Genomic DNA, 21,362 nt, shown 5'->3' with positions numbered 1-21,362 from the left:
TTTTTTGTTGATGACCGGCGGAACACAGCTTACTGCTGGCCGGCCAGATAAGCCATGTATAATTCTGCCTGTTTTACTTCATTGCGCGCCAGCAGGTATCCCTGCCGTGCCGTAAGCCCATGTTCCAGGTTAAGAAAATATTCAGCGTAGCCAATGTCTCCGCTGCTGTAGGATTTTTCAGATTGCTTCAGCAGCAGCTCTACGTTTGGCAGTGAAGTGCTTTCATAAAACTCCAGGCTGTTCCTGTTTTTGATAAACTGCTGTACCGCCTGCTCATATTGGGATTGCAGTTGTATCAGGTTATTATCAAACTGTAAACTGGCCGCCTGCTGCTGCTTTTCCTCCGCCCGTACTTTTGCTTTGAGAGGTCCTATCCAAATGGGCAGCGCCAGTCCTACCTGGAGCCCCTGGAAGCGGTTGCTGTTGGTAGCCAGCGGGGTGCCCGAAGCATTCAACGGAGTGCCGATGAACGACTGGTTAAAGTAACCCACCATGATATCCGGCAGTATCGCGGCTTTCAACAGCTTCTTTTGCTTTTCCGCAACGGCTACCTGCTGCTTCAGGTATTGCAGTTGCGGATTGGTCACTATGGCGGCGGAATCACCCACAAGGGAAAGTGCTGCATCCGGTATAGCCGTTTCCGTTATTGTAACGGGCTTGTTGGTACCCAATAATGCCTGTAACCTGGCGGTATAAATTTTAAGATCAGCCTCGTTTTGACGCAGGGCGTTCTTTACTTCGTTGAGCCGTCCTTCGGCTACGATTTTTTCCAGCATCCGGCTTTCACCGGTACGGTACCGCAGGTCTGCACTGCGGGCAAACCTGGTGAAGATACTATCCTGCCGGAGTATCAGGGCTTTCACCTCCTGCAGGTACAGCAGCTGTATGTACACCTGTTTCACCTGGTACACCAGTTCATTCTGCGTAACCGCTTTCTGCCAAACTGCTTTGTCCACCTGCGCATGATTCAGTTCCTTCCTGGCGCTGAATACGGTTGGGAAAGGAATGGTTTGCGTAACACTGTAGTTGTTATCATTGGAAACATAACTGTTTGTTTGACCGTACTGCAGGTTCACATCTGTCTTCGGGATTTCCCCGCTGGTGCCTGTCATTTTACGGTAGTAACCGATGGATGCATCGGCAGATTTCAGCCCTTTGTTTTGCTGCAAGGCCAGCTGTACAGCTGTTTCCAGTGTGAGTACCTGCGACTGTGCAGTAACTATTGCAGGCAACAGCAGGCCTGCTAATATCCAGATCTTCATAATGTATGTTTTGAAAAACCTTTCTCCAAATAGATGTATAAACACGGTAACACCAGGAGGGTCAGTAAGGTAGAAGTAATCAACCCTCCTATTACCACGGTAGCCAGCGGACGTTGCACTTCCGCTCCTGCGCTGGTGGCCAGGGCCATCGGCAAAAAGCCGAGAGATGCCACAAAGGCGGTCATCAGTACCGGCCGTAATCGTGTAGCGGTTCCATTTAGTACCACACTGTTAAGGTCCTGCAAACCGGATTCCTTTAGCCGGTTGAACTCCCCTATCAGCACAATACCATTTAATACCGCCACACCAAAAAGCGCGATGAATCCTACGCCGGCGGAAATACTGAAGGGCAAACCACGCAACAGGAGCGCAAAAACGCCTCCTATGGCCGACATGGGGATAGCGGTAAATATGAGCAGCGATTGTTTTACAGAGTGAAAAGTAAAATAGAGCAACCCAAAAATCAGCAGCAATGCTACAGGTACGGCAACGGCTAAACGCCGGTTGGCTTCTTTCAGATTTTCAAACTGTCCGCCGTACCGGATAAAATAACCCGCGGGAAGTTTTACTTCTTTGCCAATGGCGGATTCAATATCGGCTACCACGCTTGAAATATCGCGGCCCCGCACATTAAAGCCAACGATAGTGCGTCTTTTAGCATCTTCTCTTTGCACCTGGTTGGGGCCCGTCGTCATTTTTACTTCCGCCACTTCCTGTAGCGGCACCTGGTTTCCGGATGGCGTGGTGATGTACAGGTTTTGCACATCTGCCAGCTGCTGCCGGCTTTGCTGGTCCAGCCGCAGTACCAGGTCGAAACGCTTCTCCCCCTCATATACCAGTCCGGCGCTCTGGCCGGCGAAAGCAGTGTTGATGGTTTGATTAATGGTGGCAATGTCAAGTCCGTAGCGGGCTATTTTGTCCCTGTTGGCTGTTACCACTATCTGTGGCAGCCCGCCGGTTTGCTCCACGTACAGATCTTTGGCGCCGGGAGTGCGGCTTACAATACGACCTATCTTGTCGGCCAGTGAAGCCAGCGTAGCGAGATCTTCCCCAAAGATCTTAATCCCTACGTCCTGGCGCACACCTGAAATCAGTTCATTGAACCGTAACTGGATAGGCTGCGAAAAGCCAAAACTCACGCCTGGTATCGCCTCCAGGGCTTCCTGCATTTTGTTGGCCAGTTCTTCCCGGTTGCGGGCGCTGGTCCATTCTTTCCTGGGCTTCAGTAAAATGGTGAGATCACAGGCCTCCATCGGCATTGGGTCGGTAGGAATTTCAGCAGCGCCTATTTTGCCGATCACTTCTTTCACTTCAGGGAATTGTTTCATTAATATCCCTGAGGCCAGGCTTACCTTGTCGATGGTTTCGGACAGGGAACTACCGGTGAGCAGCCTTGTTTCCACGGCAAAATCCCCCTCTTCCAGGGTAGGAATAAATTCTCCTCCCATCTTACCAAATAAAAATAATGCGATCACAAAAAGCAGTATAGCCGCTCCCGTGACCACCGCCTTTGCGCGTAATGCGCCGCGTATAACGGGATCGTATATACGCTGAAAGAAGCGCATAAGCCGGTCGGCTACCGTGACTTTATTATCGAGATTTTTACTCAGCATCAGCGCGGACATCATCGGCACATAGGTGAGCGACAGGATGAAAGCGCCGAGAATGGCAAAGGAAACAGTTTGCGCCATCGGCCGGAACATCTTGCCCTCGATGCCGGTTAAAGCGAGTATGGGCAGGTATACAATGAGAATAATGATTTCACCAAAAGCAGCAGTACTGCGGATCTTGCTGGCAGCATCAAATACTTCAGTATCCATTTCCTGCTGTGATAAACGTACCAGCTGACCGGTTTTATTCCTGCCGGCAAGGTGGTGTAAGGTCGCCTCCACTATAATCACTGCACCATCTACAATCAGTCCGAAGTCGATAGCGCCGAGGCTCATCAGGTTACCTGATACCCCGAAGAGGTACATCAGGGAAATGGCAAACAACATCGATAACGGGATCACAGAGGCTACAATCAGCCCTGCACGGAGGTTTCCGAGGAATAGTACCAGTACGAATATGACAATGAGCGCCCCTTCTACCAGGTTCTTTTGTACAGTGCCTACGGCTCTGCCTACAAATTCGCTGCGATCCAGGAACGGTTCTATTACCACGCCGGGCGGCAGCGTTTTCTGTATCTGTTCAATCCTTGCTTTCACTGTTTTCACTACCTCGCTGGAGTTCTTCCCCTTCAGCATCATCACAATGCCACCAACGGCCTCCCCATTTGCATTGCGGGTAAGCGCACCATAACGTACGGCATCTCCTAATTGCACGGTGGCGATATCCCTGATCAATATGGGCAATCCGTCAGGCGTATTCTTCACCGCTATCTTTTCTATATCCGCCAAACTGCTGATCAGCCCTTCGCTTCGGATAAAGTAAGCATTGGGTTTCTTGTCGATATAAGCGCCGCCGGTGTTCTGGTTGTTCCTTTCCATAGCGTTGAACACGTCGGCGATGCTCAGGTGATAGCTGCGGAGTTGGTCGGGCTTGAGCGTAACCTGGTATTGCTTCAGCAATCCGCCAAAACTGTTTACTTCGGCTACGCCGGGTGTTCCCAGCAGTTGTCGCCTTACATACCAGTCTTGTATAGTACGCAATTCACGCGCATCAAACTTTTCTTCATACCCTTTCCGGGGATGCAGTACATATTGGTATACTTCCCCCAATCCGCTGGAAATGGGCGACATTTCCGGGGTGCCAATACCCGGAGGAATACTGGTTCTCGCCTCGCCCAGCTTTTCATTTACCTGTTGGCGGGCCCAGTAAATATCTACATTATCATGAAATACAATGGTTACAACCGACAGTCCAAACCTGGAAATAGAGCGTATTTCCGCCAGTTCCGGTATTACCGCCATCGTTTGTTCAACAGGAAAGGTAATAAGCCTTTCCACTTCCTGGGCTGCGAGGGAAGGCGATTGTGTGATCACCTGCACCTGGTTATTGGTGATATCCGGTACGGCATCTACCGGTAAACGTAACAGGGAATATACGCCAAATGCCGCCAGGGCACACGTAAATATCCCTATCATTAATTTGTTCCTCACAGAGAAACGAATGATCTTATCCAGCATGATTGATTCAATAAGTAATAAAATGACGTACCATAGCCTTATCTACGCCGGTAAAGGCATGGATATGCTCATAGCAAAAACATCTGTAAACGGATTAAACCAGCTGTGGGGGCTGCCAGATATTATCTGATAAGGAAGGAAGCGGGTTAACGGGCAACACGGGGTAATCTATACTGATCCGTTGCGCCATAAAATAAACCGTGACGGCCACACCGGGAGTAGCCTGTATATTACAGCAACTGCATACGCACAATGGCGAGCAGTAGTCCGGTTGTGTTTCATGGTCGTGGGAAGTGGCGAGTTGTACAACTGCGCTATGGTTTCCCGGCTGGTAGTCGTTGCAGGGAATGCACGACAGCAGCAGGATATAACAGCTTAGTATGTAAAGTAACCACTTCATCTTTACAAATGTAAAAATTAAACTCAAAACGCCACTGGAAAAAACTGCATCGCAGTTGCGGCTGAGATGATTTTATATTACGATTTGTACTTAAATTAGCCGCATGAATTGCCTGATCGTAGACGATAATAAGTTGGCGCGTACCGCCATGAAGCAATTAGCCAGTCATGTGGAACAATTGCATGTGGCAGGTGAGTGCAGCAGTGCTATGGAAGCATATAATTTTTTACAGAAAGAAAAGATAGATCTGCTGTTACTGGATATAGAAATGCCCGGTATGAGTGGACTGGAGCTTACCCGCAACCTGGGAAAGAAACGCCCGGTGATCATCTTTACCACGGTAAAAAAGGACTATGCAGTAGAAGCGTTTGAGCTGAATGTGGCCGACTACCTGATTAAGCCCGTACAGCCTGCCCGCTTTATCCAGGCCATTGAAAAGGCCCGTGAAATCACCGACAGCGATCACCGCGAACTACAGGTATCCGATACCGAGTTTGTGTTTATACGTGATAATGGCATCCTGAAGAGAATAAAAACAGAAGATATCCTTTTCCTGGAAGCAATGGGCGACTACGTAAAGTTAAATACCCCGCAGAAATTCCACGCCATCCATACTACGCTGAAAGCACTGGAGGAAAAACTGCCGGCTGCTAAATTCATGCGTGTGCACCGCTCCTATATCGTGGCGCTCGACAAAATTGAATCTATTGAAGATGGCACCATCATTATTAATAAAAACGCGATTCCTGTAGCAGATGCCTACCGTTCTGCATTGAATAATAAACTGAACCTCCTGTAACTCAACGACACTTTCCCCTTTTTGACCGACAGCTGCTGCCTGTTGGGCCATTAGTATTACCATCACTTTTCTGGCGGATGTACCTTTAGGTCGTCAAACAATTGATCACTAAATAAAATATACAGCCATGAAAAAGTTTGGTATTGTAATCGCCGCAGCTATGTTGTTTATGAGTGCATCATCTTTTGCACAGACCACTGCGCCTAAAAAAGAAACAAAAAAAGAAGCGGCTGCAAAGGCGCCTGCTCACAAAACACATGCGAAGCATCATCATACAGCAAAACCTGCTGCTGCTCCGGCTGCACCAAAAGCGAAATAATCATAGTCCTTTGTCAACATAATTAGCCTCAGCGAATTATTACGCTGAGGCTAATTATCTGAAGGAAGGAGCAATAAAATTGCTACTTTTATTGAACCGGCTTTCCTATATCAGCGTTTTATATGTACTAAACTGTCATGCAGCCTAAAAGAATCAAATATTACCTCCTCGGCCTGTTCATTACCGGAATGATATTATTTGTTGTGCTGCAATTCAACTCCGCAAACAATATCCATAAGCTGATCAAAGGCAATGAGCAGCTGTTACAGGAGCTTAATGTAAAGAACGAACTCCAGAAGCTGCAAACCAATATGGCAAAAACCGACAGCAAGGTACGCGGCGCAGTGATTTCCCAGGACACCATTCATATTACCGGCATCGAAGCCGAAATAGCCATTATTAAGGCAGATCTCAAAGAGATCAATAAAATTATCAGAAACGACAGCACAGAAAAGTTACTCACCCAGCTCAACTACCTGGTAGATGAAAAGAATGCCTTTAACCTCATGGTACTGGATACTTTTTACAGTCAGGGTAAATGGGCGGCTGAAAAATTAATTAACAACCAGAAAGGAAGGCGGCTGGGCGAGGCCATCAACGGCATTTTGCGGCAACTGGACACCACCCGGCAATCGGAGGTGAACCGCACCACCCACCTGATAGACAGCAGCGGGCAAAAAGCGCAGCGCTGGGGTACCGTGCTGGTATTTTTTGCCTGTTTAATGAGCCTGCTGGCATTCTTATATATCACCAGCCGGATCCACCGGCAAGAGCAACTCATTGAAGCGCTGGATGAATCCCAGCGACAGGAGAAAAAACTGGCGACCATAAAAGACCAGTTCCTGGCCAATATGAGCCATGAAATACGAACGCCCATGAATGCGGTGCTGGGCTTCACCAACCTGCTCAAAGCCCAGCCGCTCAACGATAAATCCAAAGAATATGTAGGCGCCATAGACAGCGCCGGCCAGAGTTTACTGGAAATCATCAACGATATCCTGGATATTTCCAAAATAGAATCCGGGATGATGCGCATAGAAGCCACCTCTTTTAGCCTGCGCAGCGTGCTCCATGGTGTAAATACCATGTTCAGACCCAAAGCCGAAGAGAAACAACTTCAGCTGGCTGTGACCATTGAGGAAGATGTACCGGATATTTTATATGGAGATGTAATGCGGCTGACACAGGTGTTGGTGAACCTCACCAGCAACGCTGTTAAATTTACCAGTGAGGGTGAAGTACGCATACATGTGGCAAAAGTATGGGCAGAAGAAAATGCGGTTCGTATATTATTCACCGTTAGTGATACCGGTATAGGTATTGACCCTTCCATGCAACAAAGTATCTTCGACCGCTTTCACCAGGCGGAAGCTGCTACCACCCGCAAGTTTGGCGGAACGGGGTTGGGACTGGCCATCGTAAAACAACTGATAGAATTACAGAATGGTTTTATTTCAGTGGAGAGCAAACCCGGTGAAGGCGCTACATTTAAAGTAGAACTCCCCTACACATTGGGAGAATCATTATCAGAAGAGGGGCATCATTATTTTACAGAGAACGACCAACTGCCCCTTCATCCGGATGTACGGCTGCTGGTGGCAGAAGACAATAAGATGAACCAGAACCTGCTTCGTCATTTGCTGGGCAGTTGGCAGTTGCAGTATAAAATTGTAAACAATGGCAAGGAAGTGTTGCAGGCGTTGGACCGGCAGCACTACGACCTGGTGCTGATGGATATTCAAATGCCTGAAATGGATGGCTACACCGCTGTACAGGCCATCCGGCACGAGCTGCACTCCACTATCCCCGTAATAGCCATGACAGCCCATGCTATGACCGGAGAGCGCGAAAAATGCCTGCAAATGGGTATGAACGAGTATATCTCCAAGCCTATTATTGAAGAGGACCTCTACAGAATGATCCAGGTATACATTGGTAAACTGCCGCCCCGTGAACTGCCGGCTGTTTATCACCTGTCAAATGAAAATGGCGCCCAGCATCTCATCAACCTGAATTATCTCCATGATCTTTCCAAAGGTAATACCGAATTTGAAAAAACAATGCTGGAGCAGTTCATTGCACAGTTGCCGGAAGAACTATCGTTGCTGAAACAGGCAGTGATAGCCGAAGACATTGCAGCTATACGCGCTACCGCGCATAACCTGAAAACAACCGTTTCATTTATCGGTTTGCAGGATCACCTCTATCCTATCCTGGAACCACTGGAAAAACTACAGGAAAACAACTACCATCCCGGTACGGTTGCCAGCCAGTTCAATACCCTGAAACACCTGTGTATACAGGCTGTACAGGAGGCCATCCACATCCTGTTATAACTCCCTGTTGTATATTACCGTACATTTTCCCCTGTTCAACGACAGTAATTCCCTGTTCACCGAAACATCCCGTCAACACCGCCTTTGCTGATGTAATTTTACTACAGAAACTATAACAAAACATTCTTCATCTAATCATTTTAAAAAGACAATATCATGAAAAAAAGCCTGATCGCCGCTGTAGTAGTAATGAGCATTTCTGCTGCATCTTTCGCACAAGCACCAGCTGCTAAACCTGCAAAGAAAGCTGCTAAAACTGAAGCAAAAGCTGAAGCAAAACCAGCTGCTGACACTACTAAGAAAGCCGCTAAACACGAACATGCAAAGAAAGCTGCTCCTGCTGCTAAAAAAGCATAACGAGTACATACAGCGTTTGAGTTAATTGTCCCGCAAGTCTTTCCGGCTTGCGGGATTTTTTGCGGAGGTTGTCTTTCTCGCTGATTACGCTGATTAGTTTGATTTTTACTTTTGGATTTTTCTTTGATTTTTTAGATTTTCTTATAATACTATTTAAGGGGGATAAAAGCGAATATATCCGCTTCTATCTCCCTTAATTCTTTATAAAATCCAAAAGTAAAAATCAAACTAATCAGTATAATCAGCGTAATCAGCGAGAAAGACAAAATCCGCACAAGCAAAAAAAAGAGTCCGCTGTCAGGCGGACTCTTTCCAAGAATATCAATACGCGGTTTATTGTTTAGCACCTAAACCGTCCAGTTTCTTTTTCACTTCTTCTACTTTTGCAGTGTTGTTTTTGATCGCGTAGATCTTCTGCAGTGCATAGAGGCAGCTTTCGTAAGTTTGTTTGTCGCTTGCATCGAGGCTGCTGGCTTTAGCGGTGAAGCCGGCATCAGCTTTCTCGAAGAAAGGCAGTGCCTGACCCATCAGTCCTTCTACTTTTCCCTGTAATTCTTTTGCTTTAGGAGAAGTTTGCTGTTTGCTGTCCAGGCCATTCAGTTCTTTGTTGAAAACAACTGCGCGGTTAAAGTACAGAGCACCCAGCTGGAAGTTAGCGGTAGCATCGGCAGGATTCATTTCGATCGCTTTCTTATAAGCTGTTTCTGCTTTACCTATCAGTTCTTCGTAGTTAGCTGGTTTAGGAGCATCACCGCCTTTATCATCGCGGGGATTAGCCAGGTTATCTACGCGGATAGCGTAATCCAGTACAGCTGCCTGGTCGGTTGGATTGTCGGCGATTTTCTTTTCCAGCATCGTCAGTAATTCGTTGGTTTTACCTGTTTTGCTGTAGAAAGCCATTTCCATATCGTTAAAGCGTTTATCCTTAGGGAATAAAACTTTAGCCTGTTCGATTGTTTTCAGCCAGTTTGCCTGGTCGCCTTTTTCTTCATACAGCTGACCCAGGATTACATAGAGAGCAGGTTCTCCTTTGAATTGCAGATCGGCTGCTTTTTTCAGGTAGGTAAAAGCATCATCTTTTTTACCGGCCTGGTTGGCAGCGTAACCAACGTAGAAAGTGAGGGCAGTATCTGCAGGAATAGAGCCACCAAGGTTTTTACTGTTGTAGAAGTCAGCTACTTCAAAAGCCTGTTTGAAGTTATACAGGGAGGAATCCCATTTCTGTTCATTCAGGTTAGCATAGCCGGCGTTGGCAATAGTAGCGTATACATTGAACAACGGCTGGTTCATTTCCAGCACGGCTTCTTTCATTTTAGGATCTATCTCCAATGCTTTTTTGAAGGCGGCAAAAGCTTCTGTTGCCAGTGCAGCGCTTTTCTGCTTGGTGCCCATAGCTTCCAGGATCTTACCATCTACCAGCCATGTTTTAGCGTCGTTCTTGGTCTTTTCATTCTGTAATGCTGCGTCAATATCCGCTTTGGCTTTTTCCAGATCTTGCTTCTTCAGGTTCTCATCCGCACTGCTAACTTTTGCCCGTTGTGCCATAACCGATACACCGGCCGTGCAAAAGAGAAGAGATACCAATAATTTTTTCATGCTTTTGTTTTTTTAGTTGCTGATTACAATAAGAGTATGGTGCTCCAATAAATAGTAATACAACCAGTAGTATAGTTACCACTAAAAGCTGGCTGTATTTTTTTTATCAGAAACCGGTAACAGACCGGGTTAAGGACCTGTTACCGGTTATAATTTTATTTATTCTTCTGTAGTGTCAGTAGCTTCACCGTCGGTTCCTTCCGGTGTATTGTCATTTTCACCTGCTTCAGGTGTTTCATCACTTGCTACAGCGGGCGTTTCGCTACCTTCTTCGCCTTCTTCCAGTAGTATTACTTCTTCTTCCTGTTCATCCAGTCGTGCTACAGCTGCAATTTCGTCGTTGTCATCCAGGCGGATCAGGCGTACACCCTGTGTGGCGCGGCCGGCTTCGCGGATATCTGCAACGGCCATGCGGATGGTGATACCGGACTTACAGGTGATCATCAGGTCATGTTTCTCCGTAACATCAAGTACAGCTATCAGGTTACCGGTTTTTTCTGTGATGTTAATGGTTTTCACACCTTTACCACCACGGTTGGTGATACGGTATTCCTCGATGTTGGTACGTTTACCGAATCCTTTCTCAGAAACCACCAGGATGGTTTTCTGTTCATCTTCCTTATTAACACAAACCATACCAACCACCTCGTCGTTGTCGCTGTCTACCTCAATTCCTCTTACGCCGATGGCGCCACGACCGGTGTCGCGTACCGTAGCTTCAGGGAACCTGATAGCGCGACCGCTCTGGATGGCCATCATGATCTGGCTGTCACCGGTAGTCAGTTTGGCTTCCAGCAGTTCATCGCCTTCATTGATGGTAATGGCATTCACACCGTTCTGACGCGGACGGGAGAACTCTTCCACCATCGTCTTCTTGATGATACCCTTCTTGGTACAAAGTACAATATAATGGTTATTGATAAAATCTTTATCACTCAGGTCTTTAATATCGATGATAGCGCGGATCTTATCATCAACCGGGAGCTGGATCATGTTCTGAATGGCACGTCCTTTACCGCTCTTTTCCCCGTCCGGAATTTCATAGACCTTCAGCCAGTAGCAGCGGCCTTTTTCCGTGAAAAACAGCATGGTATGGTGTGTAGAAGCCACAAACAGGTGCTCGATATAATCTTCATCACGGGTTTTACCGCCGATGGCGCCACGGCCTCCGCGTTTCTGCTGACGGTAATCGTAGGCAGAAGTACGCTTGATATATCCGAGGTGGGAAATGGTGATCACCACATCTTCTTCTGCGATGATATCTTCTATCCTCATTTCGCTGGCGAGGTACTGGATTTCTGTCTTACGTTCGTCGCCGAATTTCTTCTTCACTTCTTCCAGTTCTTCGCGGATGATCTTCATACGTAAAGATTCATCAGCCAATACTTCTTTCAGGTAAGTGATCAGTTTCATGATGTCGTCGTATTCAGCGCGGATCTTATCGCGTTCCATACCGGTCAGACGTTGTAAACGCAGTTCCAGTATAGCCTTCGACTGTAACTCAGACAATCCGAATTCTGTCATCAGCCCTTCTTTCGCAATATCAGGCGTAGCGGCGGCGCGGATCAGTGCAATCACCTGGTCCAGGTGATCCAGTGCGATCAGGTAACCGGCAAGGATATGCGCTTTTTCTTCTGCCTTACGCAGGTCAAAGCGGGTTCTTCTCACCACTACTTCATGACGGAAGTCGATGAATTCCCCGATCATATCTTTCAGGTTCAGGATACGCGGACGGCCTTTTACCAGTGCCACGTTGTTGATGCCGTAAGATGTTTGCAGTTCGGAATATTTAAATAACTGGTTGATGATCACATTGGAGATCGCTTCTCTTTTCAGATCAATTACCAGGCGCATACCTTCACGGTCACTTTCGTCACGTACATCGGAGATGCCTTCAATAATCTTATCATTTACCAGCTGTGCAATTTTCTGGTGCAGTACTGCCTTGTTGATCTGGTAAGGCAGTTCATAGATCACCAGTTTTTCACGGCCGTTTTTAGCGGTTTCGGAGGTAATTTTGCCTCTTACCACTACTCTGCCCCTGCCGGTTTCAAAACCCTGTTTAACGCCTTCAAAACCATAAATAACACCCCCTGTTGGGAAATCCGGTGCTTTAATGTGTTTGATCAGCTCTTCTATAGTGATCTCTTTGTTTTCGATGTAAGCGATAGCGCCATCCACTACTTCGCTGAGGTTGTGGGGCATAATGTTGGTGGCCATCCCCACGGCGATACCGGAAGCGCCATTCACCAGCAGGTTGGGAATGCGGGTAGGCAGTACCGTCGGTTCTTCGAGCGTGTCATCGAAGTTGTTGGTAAAGTCCACCGTTTCCTTTTCAATGTCTTCCAGCATGGCTTCTGCGATCTTCTGCAGGCGGATCTCCGTGTAACGCATGGCAGCCGGCATATCGCCATCTACCGAACCGAAGTTACCCTGTCCGTCCACCATGGGATAACGCATGCTCCAGGGTTGCGCCAGTCGTACAATGGTGTCATAAATGGAAGCATCACCGTGCGGGTGATATTTACCCATTACCTCACCCACAATACGCGCTGATTTCTTGTAGGCCTTGTTACTGTGGTTGCCGAGTTCATTCATTCCGAATAAAACACGCCTGTGCACAGGCTTCAGACCATCTCTCACATCGGGCAAGGCACGGCCCACGATCACGGACATAGAATAATCTATGTAGGCCGTTTTCATTTGCTCCTCGATATTTATCTGGACAATTCTCCCTTCCTGATGATTTTCCGTATGCTCTGTCATTTTGTGTGTTGATTTACAGTTTTTTCTGCGTAAAACAGATAAAGGCAAATATAGCCATTTCAGCCCTTATTCCGGCCTAAAAATCAAAGAATGTGAATAAAAAACGCCATAGGGATTAACGCTTATATTGCAATATCGATATATGATTGATTTACACAATGAATGACAACCATTTATATAGCATTTGTGTTATAGTAAAACAACCCTGATTTTGATTTAATTGCAATATGTTAAGACACATTAATATATTAGAATATAAATATTGGCAAAGTATTTGTTTCTAAGAGGCTGATAATCAATTGTTCGAATCAACGGAAAACATATATATAATAAGAACAAATCCGAATTTGCTTAAAAATTCGAACATTAGTATAAAAAGTGCTGTTATTCCCCTGATTCTTAATCATTTTTCTAAAGAAGACTATGAAGAACATACTGTTGTTTGGAGCCGGTAAATCGGCCACCAGTTTGATCGACTATCTGTTGGCAAATGCACCGAGGCAAAAATGGCATATCACTGTAGCCGATCACGATCTTTCGCTCATCAAATCCAAAACAGGAAAATCATATTATGCTACCCCCGCCGCACTCGATATTAAAGACAGCGCGGCCAGACAACAACTCATCCGGGATACCGATCTCGTCATCTCCCTGCTACCCGCTACCCTGCACATTTTAGTGGCCAAAGATTGTCTTACTGAAAAAAAGAACCTCCTCACCGCCTCTTATATCGACGAAGAAGTACGGCAACTGCAACCCGAAATTGAAAAAGCCGGGTTACTCTTCATGTATGAAATGGGATTAGACCCGGGTATCGATCACATGTCGGCCATGAAACTCATTCATTCCATCGAAAAGAAAGGCGGACAGATCTTCTCCTTTAAATCCTACTGCGGGGGCCTTATCTCCCCCGACAGCAACGATAATCCCTGGCAGTACAAAGTATCCTGGAATGCCCGGAACATTGTAATGGCGGGCGTTTCCGGCGCCACCTACAAAGAAAAAGGAAAGGTAAAGGAACTTAGCTACGAACAACTGTTTGATCATACCAAAACGATCCAGGTACCTGGCTTCGGTAAACTGGCCTTCTACCCCAACCGCGACTCACTGGGATATATGCAGGCGTATAAGCTCGAAGAACTGGCCACTTTTATGCGTGCCACCCTCCGGTATCCCGACTTCTGCGAAGGCTGGAATGCCCTGATGAAGCTGGGCCTGACAGACGACGGTCATAAGATTGCCACGGATAAGCTTACGTATACCGAGTGGGCCACCAAATCCGTTAAAGAAGGAACAGGCACCCCGGAAGAGAATATGGCCCAGTTTCTGGGCGTTAGCACCAAGTCCAAAGTGATCCGCCAGTTAAAATTCCTGGGATTATTAAATACAGAAGTCATAAATTTAGGGGTGCAAACCAACGCAGGCGTTCTCCAGTTCCTGGTGGAAAACAAACTTAAAATGGAGCCTGCCGACAAGGACATGATCGTAATGATGCACGAGATTGAGTTTGAACGCCGCAACATGGCCACCAGGATGCACAGTTACATGATTGTTCAGGGCGAAGACAGCATACATACCGCAATGGCTAAAACAGTGGGACTTCCGCTCGGCATCATGGCCAAAATGATTCTCCAGGATAAGGTAACGTTAACAGGACTACAAATACCGGTAATGCCGGAAATATATAACCCCGTTCTAAAAGAATTAGAGGAGTATGATATCAGATTTGAAGAAAGCTTTGAATAAGCGCAAAGTTATTTTTTTCCTATGATGGACTCTAACCGGGCACAAGGACTTGTGATACCTCCCCTGAAGTGGGGAGGTTTTTTATTTTACAGGATACTTAATAATTCCAGCACGCCTTCTGTAGCGGGCTTTTCAATCAGGTGCAGGTTATCCGCTTTTCCTACTTCGGGAATTTTCCGGTCGATGATATACACCGGCACGTCCGGTTTTACATACTGCAACAAGCTGGCGGCAGGATATACCTGCAGGGATGTTCCCACCACCACAAACACATCGGCCTCCCATACTTCCCGTGCGGCCTTTTCAATCATAGGCACCGCCTCGCCAAACCAAACGATGTGCGGGCGCAGCTGTCCACCGTCTTCTGCGAAGTCACCCATCTTAATATCCTCCCGGATATCATAGATCAGCGCTTCATTATTCACGCTGCGCATCTTGAAAATTTCCCCGTGCAGGTGCAGTACTGTAGTGGAACCTCCTCTTTCATGGAGGTCGTCAATATTCTGAGTGATGATCCGCACATCATACTTTTCTTCCAGCTTTGCCAGGCCTGTGTGTGCAGCATTGGGAAGCGCCGCCTTCACGTCCTGCCGGCGGCCGTTGTAAAAGTCCTGTACCAGGGCGGGATTCTTCTCCCAGCCTTGCGGAGAAGCCACTTCATACACATCATAGCCCTCCCATAATCCATCCGTGTCTCTGAAAGTCCGGAGGCCACTTTCTGCGCTGATGCCGGCTCCGGTCAGCACCACCAATCTTGGTTTCATGTGAATTCGTTTATAGGTTTACGTTAGCTGGGGTTTTACGGGATTTCCATCTCCCTATTCCTCTTTTTATAAAAATAAAAATAAAAACAATACCAACAATCAAAGGCCATGCACTCAATATGCCCAATGCAAAAGATAAAAGCCCGTTCCAGCCATCTTTAAACGACAACCACGAGCGTTGCAGGAATCCCGGCGACTGCGGATCTGAATTGGCAAACGTCTGGTAATACTCCAGGCTGATATTGCTGTAGGCCACATGATGATCCATGTACTGCAGCCGGCCCTTTGCGGATTCTATTTCTTCACGGATGCCTTTCAGCTGTGCCTCCACTTCCAGTATTTCTTTTACATTCTTCGCCTGCTGCAGGATCTGCACATAACGTTGTTCTACTGCCAGCCGTGCTTTCATACGGGCGTCGAGGTCTACATATTCTTCTGTTACATCAGTGGAGGTAATACTTTTTTCATCTACCCCGGAGGCGCCGCCAGTGAGGTTTTCCACGCATTGCTCAAAGGTGGCTGCCGGCACCTTTATGGCTACCTCATTCCGCCATTGCATACTGGTATTTTCCTGTTTTTCACTGGCAATGTAGCCACCGTATTTTTTAACTGTATCGGCTATACGCTTTTTACAGGCTTCAAAGTCAGAAGTGGAAAAGCGGAGCACCGCATTCTTTATTATTTTTTGGGAGATGGGTAAGGCAGGTGCCTGATCAGCTTCGCTTTCAGACAGGGGAAGCTCGTCGCTGGCTACTGCGGCGGCAGTCATGTTGGCTTCCGTTTGTTTGAATTCAGTTGCAACCGGCGCGCTATGGTTGCGGCAGGCCGGCAATAAGGCTACTGCTGTGCAAAGGGCTAATATGAAGGAATGTTTCATGAGCTGGAATTTTCTCTATGATGAACATCTTTCACGAATTCCATAAACGGCGAAGGTTATCTTCCATAAGAAAGATAACCTTCGCCGTTTATATCTCTGGTAAAGTACCTACTTCTTCATACCACCCATTTCCATGATCGCCTCAAATTCTTCCGGCTTCACATCACACACGGATAAGCGACCCTGGCGGATAAGCGACAGGTTGGCCAATCGTTTTTCAGTTTTCATCTGTGCCAGCGTCACCGCCTTTTTAAATGGCTTTAATGGTTTAAGATCTACCACCACCCAGTTTGGATCGGGTGTAGTGGGATCCTGGTAAGCTTCTTTGGCAACAGTGGCCAGGCCCACTATTTCCATCCCTTCATTGCTGTGATAGAACAGTACCTGGTCGCCTTTTTTCATGCCCCGGAGGTTGTTGCGCGCCTGGTAGTTGCGCACACCATCCCAAAAGGTGATCTTATCTTTTACAAACTGATCCCAGGAATATTTAAATGGCTCAGATTTCACCAACCAATAATTCATATAGCAATTAATTTTCGTAATCAGATAGTTGGAATTACCAACCGCTGGCCAATACATCTGCAATGTGCATCACTTTGATGTTGGTACCGTGCTTACGGATATAACCATCCAGGTGCATGAGGCAGGAAAGGTCGGTGGAGATCAGGTAATCGGCGCCGCTGGCAACGGCGTTGTTTACTTTCTGTTCGCCCATTCCCATGGAAATAGGTTCAAACTTAACGGCGAAAGTACCGCCAAATCCGCAGCATACTTCGGCATCGTTCATCTCTTTCAGCTCCAGTCCTTTTACTTTTTCCAGCAGTTTACGGGGGCCTTCTTTGATATGGCATTCCCGCAGTGCGCCGCAGGCATCATGATAGGTGGCTACGCCGTTGAGGGTAGCTCCCAGGTCTGTTACATGCAATACGTCGGTGAGAAATTCGGTAAATTCGAAGAGGTTTTTCTTCAGCAGTTTCACATCATTATGTGCGGCTGAATTATCGAACAATTTGCCATAGTAGTTTCTTACAAAACCGGTACAGGAACCGCTGGGAGCAACAATGTAGTCGAAGGTTTTAAAGTCCTTTACAAACTTGGTAGCTACGGTACGGCATTCATCCTGGTACCCGGCATTGTAGGCCGGCTGACCACAACAGGTTTGTTCCGTGTTATACATTACATTACATCCCAGTTTCTCGAGTACCTTCACCATATTGAAGGCGGTTTCAGGAAACAGCTGATCTACAAAACACGGTATAAATAACTGTACATTCATCTCTATAGCTTTTAGCGATTAGCCCTTAGCTCTTAGCTAACTTTCTTTGCAATGCAATCATCTTCAGTGCAGTAATGGCAGCTTCTTCCCCTTTATGGCCGTGGGCCCCGCCGAGTCTGTCCTGCGCCTGCTGTTCGTTATCTACCGTCAGAATTCCAAATATAACAGGAACGCGGTAACTGAAGGTTCAGTTGAAGGATACCTTCTGTTACGGCTTTACACACATAATCGAAATGAGGTGTTTCGCCACGGATCACGCAACCGAAAGCAATAATAGCGCCAGGCTGTTTGCCGGTGCCTTTGGTGGTTTCCCAGTATTGCTTACAGGCGTAAGGTAGTTCGAAAGCGCCAGGTACAATTATTTTTTCTGATTTGGTGATGTTATACTGTTTGAGGGCTTTTTCGCAGCCGTTTACCAGTTCATTCACGATGGCATCATTCCATTCGGTATACACCATAACAACACTGGCATCCTCCAGGTTGAGAATGCCAGCGTCATTTAATAAGCTCTTATTGTGCTCGGACATATTCTATAGCTTTGGGCTGTTGGCAGTTAGCTGTCAGCTAAAAACTAACAGCTAACTGCTAATAGCTAGTTCTTTACATCTCCCAGTCTTGCCAGGTATTTATCCATTTCACGACCTTCGTTGGTGGTAGGGAAATTCTTTTTAATTTCCTGATAGATAGCGATTGCTTCCTGCGCCTTACCAGCTCTTTCCAGGGCCTGGCCTGCACGGAACAGGTATACGGGGGCAGTCAGTTCATTATCATTATAGTGACCTGCTTTCTTGTAGGATTCAATACCTTCTTCAGCTTTATTCAGCTCCATGTAAGCGTCGCCGATCAAACCGTAGGCAGTAGGTTGCAGCAGCAGATCATTTGAACTAAAAGATTTCAGCATGTCAATACCCTTCTGGTATTCGCCCAAACGGATGTAGCAAACGCCTGCGCTGTATTTAGCGAGGTTACCGGCTTTGGTGCTGCCGTATTTATCTGCTACCTGGATGAAACCGTAGTTATTACCGTCGCCGTTCAGTGCCAGTTTGAATGAATCTACCGCGAAGTAGTTTTGCGCATGGAAAATCATTTCCTGTGCTTTATTTTCATTGGGCTGTTTTACAAAACGGTTATAAGCGAAGAAACCGCCTACCACTACTACTACAGCCAATACGGCTATAGAAATAACATTTTTGTTTTTATAGAAGAAATCTTCCGCCTTGTGCATGGATTTCTCCAGGTCAAAATCTTTTGTAGGTTGAGGCACGGTGGCTTTATCTTTAGTTTCTGCCATTGTAAGGTGTAATTGTGATTGCTTGGTTATTAAATATAGGGTTTAGCTTTAGGCTTTAAGCCTTTAGCAGATGCAGCTTTGCTACATTTACTAAAGGCTTAAGGCAGATAGCTAAATACATTAGTCAACGATGAATGGATAATCTTCCTGAACGTAAACGTCTTTCAGCAATTCATCATCGGCTGGCCACGGAGATTCTTCTGCGAATGTTACACACTCTTCAACTTCCACTTTTACGCGTTCGTTGATTGCTTCAATTTCTGCTTCGGTAGCCCATTTATTTTTCTGAATAACTCTCAGTACTTCGTTGATCGGATCTTTCTCCTTGTATTCTTCGAGTTCTTCTTTTGTGCGGTATTTAGCGGGATCACTCATGGAGTGACCACGGTAACGGTATGTTTTGATTTCCAGCAGGGTTGGACCGCCGTTTTCACGACCGCGTTTCACCGCTCTTTCGATACCATCATGTACAGCTTCGCAGCTCATACCATCGATAGAATCGGCCGGCATTTCGTAAGCATCCGCCAACTTATAGATATCCAATACGTTGGAGGTACGTTCTACAGAAGTACCCATGGCGTACATGTTATTTTCACAAATGAAAATCACAGGGAGCTTCCAGGTCATGGCCATGTTAAAGGTTTCATGGAGGATACCCTGACGGGCAGCGCCATCACCAAAGAAACACAACACGACGTTGTCTGTTCCTTTGTATTGCTCTGCAAGCGCCAGTCCGGCACCTGTACCTATCTGAGCTCCAACAATACCGTGGCCACCGAAGAAGCCATGTTCTTTAGAGAAAAAGTGCATGCTGCCTCCCTTTCCTTTCGAACAACCGGTTGCTTTACCATACAGCTCAGCCATACAAGCTTTAGCGGAAATTCCTTTTGCAATTGCCAGCGCATGGTCGCGGTAGGCCGTGATGAATTTATCCTCGGGCTTGGTAGCAGTCATCGCACCAGCAGCAATTGCTTCCTGTCCTATGTACAAATGACAAAAGCCACGGATTTTTTGCATCCCGTACAATTGGCCTGTCTTTTCTTCAAAGCGGCGCAGCAAAAGCATCAATTCATACCAGTACAGATATGTCTCTTTGGTGAATTTCGTCTTCACGTCTGTTTTAGTTTGCACTCTTTCTAAATTTGTTCGCAAATATAACAGGAAAATCGTAAAATATAAATATCAATTCTAATTCCCATTAAATTATGCAATTTCATCAATTTCAAACAGTTTTGCATTTATTTGCACGGGAATCACAGGGAAGTTCCCATTAGAGCGGTTTTTTATCACTTATACAATTGATAATTTTCGCATATTATTATTTACGAATAATCTTTTTCTTTGCTTTATATAAATAAAATATTACTCGTCCAGTTCAAAAATTACAGCCGGGCGGCCTTTTCCTTCGGGCACAGGATCGTGGGCATCACCGGCCGCAACGGTGCCGGCAAAACAAACCTGCTGGACGCCATCTACTACCTTTGCTTCACCCGCAGCTATTTTACCAGCAGCGAAAGTCAGAATACCCAGTACCTGACCAACGGCTTCCGGCTGGAGGGCTATCTTGAAAAAAATAACCAGGAAGAAAAAATTGTCTGTACCCTCAAAGAGGGCCGGAAAGAAATAAGCCTTAACGACGACCGGTACGACCGCTTTTCCCGGCACATCGGGCAGTTTCCCGCCGTAATGATAGCCCCGGACGATGCGGACATCATCCTGGGAGGCAGCGAGGAAAGGCGTAAATGGCTGGATAGTCTCCTCTCCCAGCTGTATCCCGAGTACCTCGACCACCTCATCATCTATCAGAAAATATTATTACAGCGGAACACGCTCCTGAAAAACATGGCCGCTACCGGGCAGAACCAGGATAGCCTGCTGGATGTATTCGACCTGCAGCTGGTGATGCATGGCGTACCGGTGTACGAAACCCGGAAAGCCTTTCTGCAAACCTTTATTCCGCAGGTACAGCGCCTGTACGATTATATTGCCGGCACCCACGAAGTGGTAAATATCCAGTACCAGTGCACCCTGCAGGAAGAAGATTACGCGGTGCAGCTGCACCAGTCGAGATACCGCGACATGCAGTTACAGCGCACCACTACCGGTATTCACCGCGATGACCTCCTTTTTTTGCTGAACGGCCACCTGATGAAAAGCAGCGCTTCACAGGGACAGCGCAAAAGCTTTTTGTTTGCACTTAAGCTGGCACAGTTTGAAGTGATCCGTCAGCATAAAAAATTCCCTCCGCTCCTGTTGCTGGATGATATATTCGAAAAGCTTGACCAGGAAAGGGTGAGCCGCCTCATTGCCCTGGTTGCCAGCGATAATTACGGCCAGGTGTTCATTACAGATACGCACGCAGAGCGCCTGCAAGAGGCATTTGCAGGCACCGGCGAGGCCATACAGCTGATAACAATATAGCTTTTAGCTTTCCTCCGTAAAGTT

19 protein-coding genes are annotated in these 21,362 nt (G+C 46.7%); 6 read left to right on the top strand and 13 right to left on the bottom strand.

Going from position 1 to position 21,362, the window contains the following annotated elements:
• Positions 1-29 precede the first annotated feature (29 nt).
• The 3 genes from QFZ48_RS26955 to QFZ48_RS26945 form a co-directional block, all read right to left on the bottom strand.
• Positions 30-1,262 (bottom strand): TolC family protein, encoded by a 1,233-nt coding sequence (locus QFZ48_RS26955; RefSeq protein WP_429064619.1) that lies wholly within the window; start codon positions 1,260-1,262, stop codon positions 30-32.
• On the bottom strand, positions 1,259-4,390 hold the full coding sequence (locus QFZ48_RS26950) for an efflux RND transporter permease subunit (protein WP_429064617.1): 3,132 nt from the start codon (positions 4,388-4,390) through the stop codon (positions 1,259-1,261). The genes QFZ48_RS26955 and QFZ48_RS26950 overlap by 4 nt, the downstream gene beginning before the upstream one ends.
• A gap of 94 nt (positions 4,391-4,484) precedes the next feature.
• Positions 4,485-4,790 carry a DUF6660 family protein gene (locus tag QFZ48_RS26945; RefSeq protein WP_429048011.1) on the bottom strand — a complete coding sequence of 102 codons (306 nt, stop codon included), beginning with the start codon at positions 4,788-4,790 and terminating at the stop codon, positions 4,485-4,487.
• A gap of 103 nt (positions 4,791-4,893) precedes the next feature.
• Between QFZ48_RS26945 and QFZ48_RS26940 the strand changes: the two genes are divergently transcribed.
• The 4 genes from QFZ48_RS26940 to QFZ48_RS26925 all read left to right on the top strand — a co-directional run bounded on the left by QFZ48_RS26940 (position 4,894) and on the right by QFZ48_RS26925 (position 8,601).
• Positions 4,894-5,589: a LytR/AlgR family response regulator transcription factor gene (locus tag QFZ48_RS26940; RefSeq protein WP_370913103.1), complete on the top strand. Its 696-nt coding sequence runs from the start codon at positions 4,894-4,896 to the stop codon at positions 5,587-5,589.
• 127 nt (positions 5,590-5,716) lie between these two features.
• Positions 5,717-5,908 (top strand): hypothetical protein, encoded by a 192-nt coding sequence (locus QFZ48_RS26935; protein ID WP_429048013.1) that lies wholly within the window; start codon positions 5,717-5,719, stop codon positions 5,906-5,908.
• A 137-nt stretch (positions 5,909-6,045) separates the two neighbouring features.
• A complete protein-coding gene (locus QFZ48_RS26930; RefSeq protein WP_429048014.1) occupies positions 6,046-8,244 on the top strand; it encodes an ATP-binding protein in 2,199 nt (732 codons plus the stop codon).
• 156 nt (positions 8,245-8,400) lie between these two features.
• On the top strand, positions 8,401-8,601 hold the full coding sequence (locus tag QFZ48_RS26925) for a hypothetical protein (RefSeq protein ID WP_142687064.1): 201 nt from the start codon (positions 8,401-8,403) through the stop codon (positions 8,599-8,601).
• 333 nt (positions 8,602-8,934) lie between these two features.
• Here QFZ48_RS26925 and QFZ48_RS26920 read toward each other — a convergent pair whose 3' ends face one another.
• Together QFZ48_RS26920 and gyrA are read right to left on the bottom strand one after the other, a co-directional pair.
• Positions 8,935-10,197: a hypothetical protein gene (locus tag QFZ48_RS26920; protein WP_429064615.1), complete on the bottom strand. Its 1,263-nt coding sequence runs from the start codon at positions 10,195-10,197 to the stop codon at positions 8,935-8,937.
• Between the two features lie 159 nt (positions 10,198-10,356).
• Positions 10,357-12,963, bottom strand: a complete 2,607-nt coding sequence (gyrA, locus tag QFZ48_RS26915; protein WP_429064614.1) for a DNA gyrase subunit A — start codon at positions 12,961-12,963, stop codon at positions 10,357-10,359.
• 423 nt (positions 12,964-13,386) lie between these two features.
• Here gyrA and QFZ48_RS26910 point away from each other — a divergent pair, with 423 nt between their 5' ends.
• Entirely contained in the window at positions 13,387-14,709 is a 1,323-nt protein-coding gene (locus QFZ48_RS26910; protein ID WP_429064612.1) for a saccharopine dehydrogenase C-terminal domain-containing protein, read from the top strand.
• An 86-nt stretch (positions 14,710-14,795) separates the two neighbouring features.
• Here QFZ48_RS26910 and QFZ48_RS26905 read toward each other — a convergent pair whose 3' ends face one another.
• The 8 genes from QFZ48_RS26905 to pdhA form a co-directional block, all read right to left on the bottom strand.
• On the bottom strand, positions 14,796-15,473 hold the full coding sequence (locus QFZ48_RS26905) for an SIR2 family NAD-dependent protein deacylase (protein WP_429048024.1): 678 nt from the start codon (positions 15,471-15,473) through the stop codon (positions 14,796-14,798).
• A gap of 10 nt (positions 15,474-15,483) precedes the next feature.
• The gene (locus QFZ48_RS26900) at positions 15,484-16,350 is read right to left on the bottom strand and encodes a DUF4349 domain-containing protein (protein ID WP_429064611.1); all 867 of its coding nucleotides are present in this window, start codon (positions 16,348-16,350) and stop codon (positions 15,484-15,486) included.
• 108 nt (positions 16,351-16,458) lie between these two features.
• The gene (locus QFZ48_RS26895; protein WP_370913111.1) at positions 16,459-16,872 is read right to left on the bottom strand and encodes an EVE domain-containing protein; all 414 of its coding nucleotides are present in this window, start codon (positions 16,870-16,872) and stop codon (positions 16,459-16,461) included.
• 34 nt (positions 16,873-16,906) lie between these two features.
• The gene (locus tag QFZ48_RS26890) at positions 16,907-17,626 is read right to left on the bottom strand and encodes a (Fe-S)-binding protein (RefSeq protein ID WP_429048028.1); all 720 of its coding nucleotides are present in this window, start codon (positions 17,624-17,626) and stop codon (positions 16,907-16,909) included.
• Positions 17,627-17,651: 25 nt separating this feature from the next.
• Positions 17,652-17,777, bottom strand: a complete 126-nt coding sequence (locus tag QFZ48_RS26885; protein ID WP_429065562.1) for a 6,7-dimethyl-8-ribityllumazine synthase — start codon at positions 17,775-17,777, stop codon at positions 17,652-17,654.
• The gene (gene ribH / locus QFZ48_RS26880) at positions 17,764-18,153 is read right to left on the bottom strand and encodes a 6,7-dimethyl-8-ribityllumazine synthase (protein ID WP_429064610.1); all 390 of its coding nucleotides are present in this window, start codon (positions 18,151-18,153) and stop codon (positions 17,764-17,766) included. The genes QFZ48_RS26885 and ribH overlap by 14 nt, the downstream gene beginning before the upstream one ends.
• A 65-nt stretch (positions 18,154-18,218) precedes the next feature.
• Entirely contained in the window at positions 18,219-18,917 is a 699-nt protein-coding gene (locus QFZ48_RS26875) for a tetratricopeptide repeat protein (protein ID WP_370913114.1), read from the bottom strand.
• Positions 18,918-19,037: 120 nt separating this feature from the next.
• Positions 19,038-20,030: a pyruvate dehydrogenase (acetyl-transferring) E1 component subunit alpha gene (gene pdhA / locus QFZ48_RS26870; protein ID WP_370913115.1), complete on the bottom strand. Its 993-nt coding sequence runs from the start codon at positions 20,028-20,030 to the stop codon at positions 19,038-19,040.
• Between the two features lie 228 nt (positions 20,031-20,258).
• Here pdhA and recF point away from each other — a divergent pair, with 228 nt between their 5' ends.
• Complete coding sequence (gene recF, locus QFZ48_RS26865; protein WP_429064608.1) at positions 20,259-21,338, top strand: DNA replication/repair protein RecF; 1,080 nt, start codon at positions 20,259-20,261, stop codon at positions 21,336-21,338.
• The last annotated feature ends 24 nt before the right edge of the window (positions 21,339-21,362 follow it).

The organism is Chitinophaga sp. W2I13 (genome assembly GCF_050434005.1).
Classification (GTDB): Bacteria; Bacteroidota; Bacteroidia; order Chitinophagales; family Chitinophagaceae; genus Chitinophaga.
The sequence above is the reverse complement of the archived record's forward strand: the minus strand, read 5'-3'. Positions and strand labels throughout refer to the sequence as shown.

Coding starts and splice junctions, on each gene's coding strand:
- QFZ48_RS26895 (WP_370913111.1), bottom strand. CDS start 16,872: ATGAATTATTGGTTGGTGAAATCTGAGCCATTTAAATATTCCTGGGAT.
- QFZ48_RS26955 (WP_429064619.1), bottom strand. CDS start 1,262: ATGAAGATCTGGATATTAGCAGGCCTGCTGTTGCCTGCAATAGTTACT.
- QFZ48_RS26925 (WP_142687064.1), top strand. CDS start 8,401: ATGAAAAAAAGCCTGATCGCCGCTGTAGTAGTAATGAGCATTTCTGCT.
- ribH (WP_429064610.1), bottom strand. CDS start 18,153: ATGTCCGAGCACAATAAGAGCTTATTAAATGACGCTGGCATTCTCAAC.
- QFZ48_RS26940 (WP_370913103.1), top strand. CDS start 4,894: ATGAATTGCCTGATCGTAGACGATAATAAGTTGGCGCGTACCGCCATG.
- QFZ48_RS26950 (WP_429064617.1), bottom strand. CDS start 4,390: ATGCTGGATAAGATCATTCGTTTCTCTGTGAGGAACAAATTAATGATA.
- QFZ48_RS26930 (WP_429048014.1), top strand. CDS start 6,046: ATGCAGCCTAAAAGAATCAAATATTACCTCCTCGGCCTGTTCATTACC.
- QFZ48_RS26905 (WP_429048024.1), bottom strand. CDS start 15,473: ATGAAACCAAGATTGGTGGTGCTGACCGGAGCCGGCATCAGCGCAGAA.
- gyrA (WP_429064614.1), bottom strand. CDS start 12,963: ATGACAGAGCATACGGAAAATCATCAGGAAGGGAGAATTGTCCAGATA.
- QFZ48_RS26910 (WP_429064612.1), top strand. CDS start 13,387: ATGAAGAACATACTGTTGTTTGGAGCCGGTAAATCGGCCACCAGTTTG.
- QFZ48_RS26890 (WP_429048028.1), bottom strand. CDS start 17,626: ATGAATGTACAGTTATTTATACCGTGTTTTGTAGATCAGCTGTTTCCT.
- QFZ48_RS26935 (WP_429048013.1), top strand. CDS start 5,717: ATGAAAAAGTTTGGTATTGTAATCGCCGCAGCTATGTTGTTTATGAGT.
- QFZ48_RS26875 (WP_370913114.1), bottom strand. CDS start 18,917: ATGGCAGAAACTAAAGATAAAGCCACCGTGCCTCAACCTACAAAAGAT.
- QFZ48_RS26900 (WP_429064611.1), bottom strand. CDS start 16,350: ATGAAACATTCCTTCATATTAGCCCTTTGCACAGCAGTAGCCTTATTG.
- QFZ48_RS26945 (WP_429048011.1), bottom strand. CDS start 4,790: ATGAAGTGGTTACTTTACATACTAAGCTGTTATATCCTGCTGCTGTCG.
- QFZ48_RS26920 (WP_429064615.1), bottom strand. CDS start 10,197: ATGAAAAAATTATTGGTATCTCTTCTCTTTTGCACGGCCGGTGTATCG.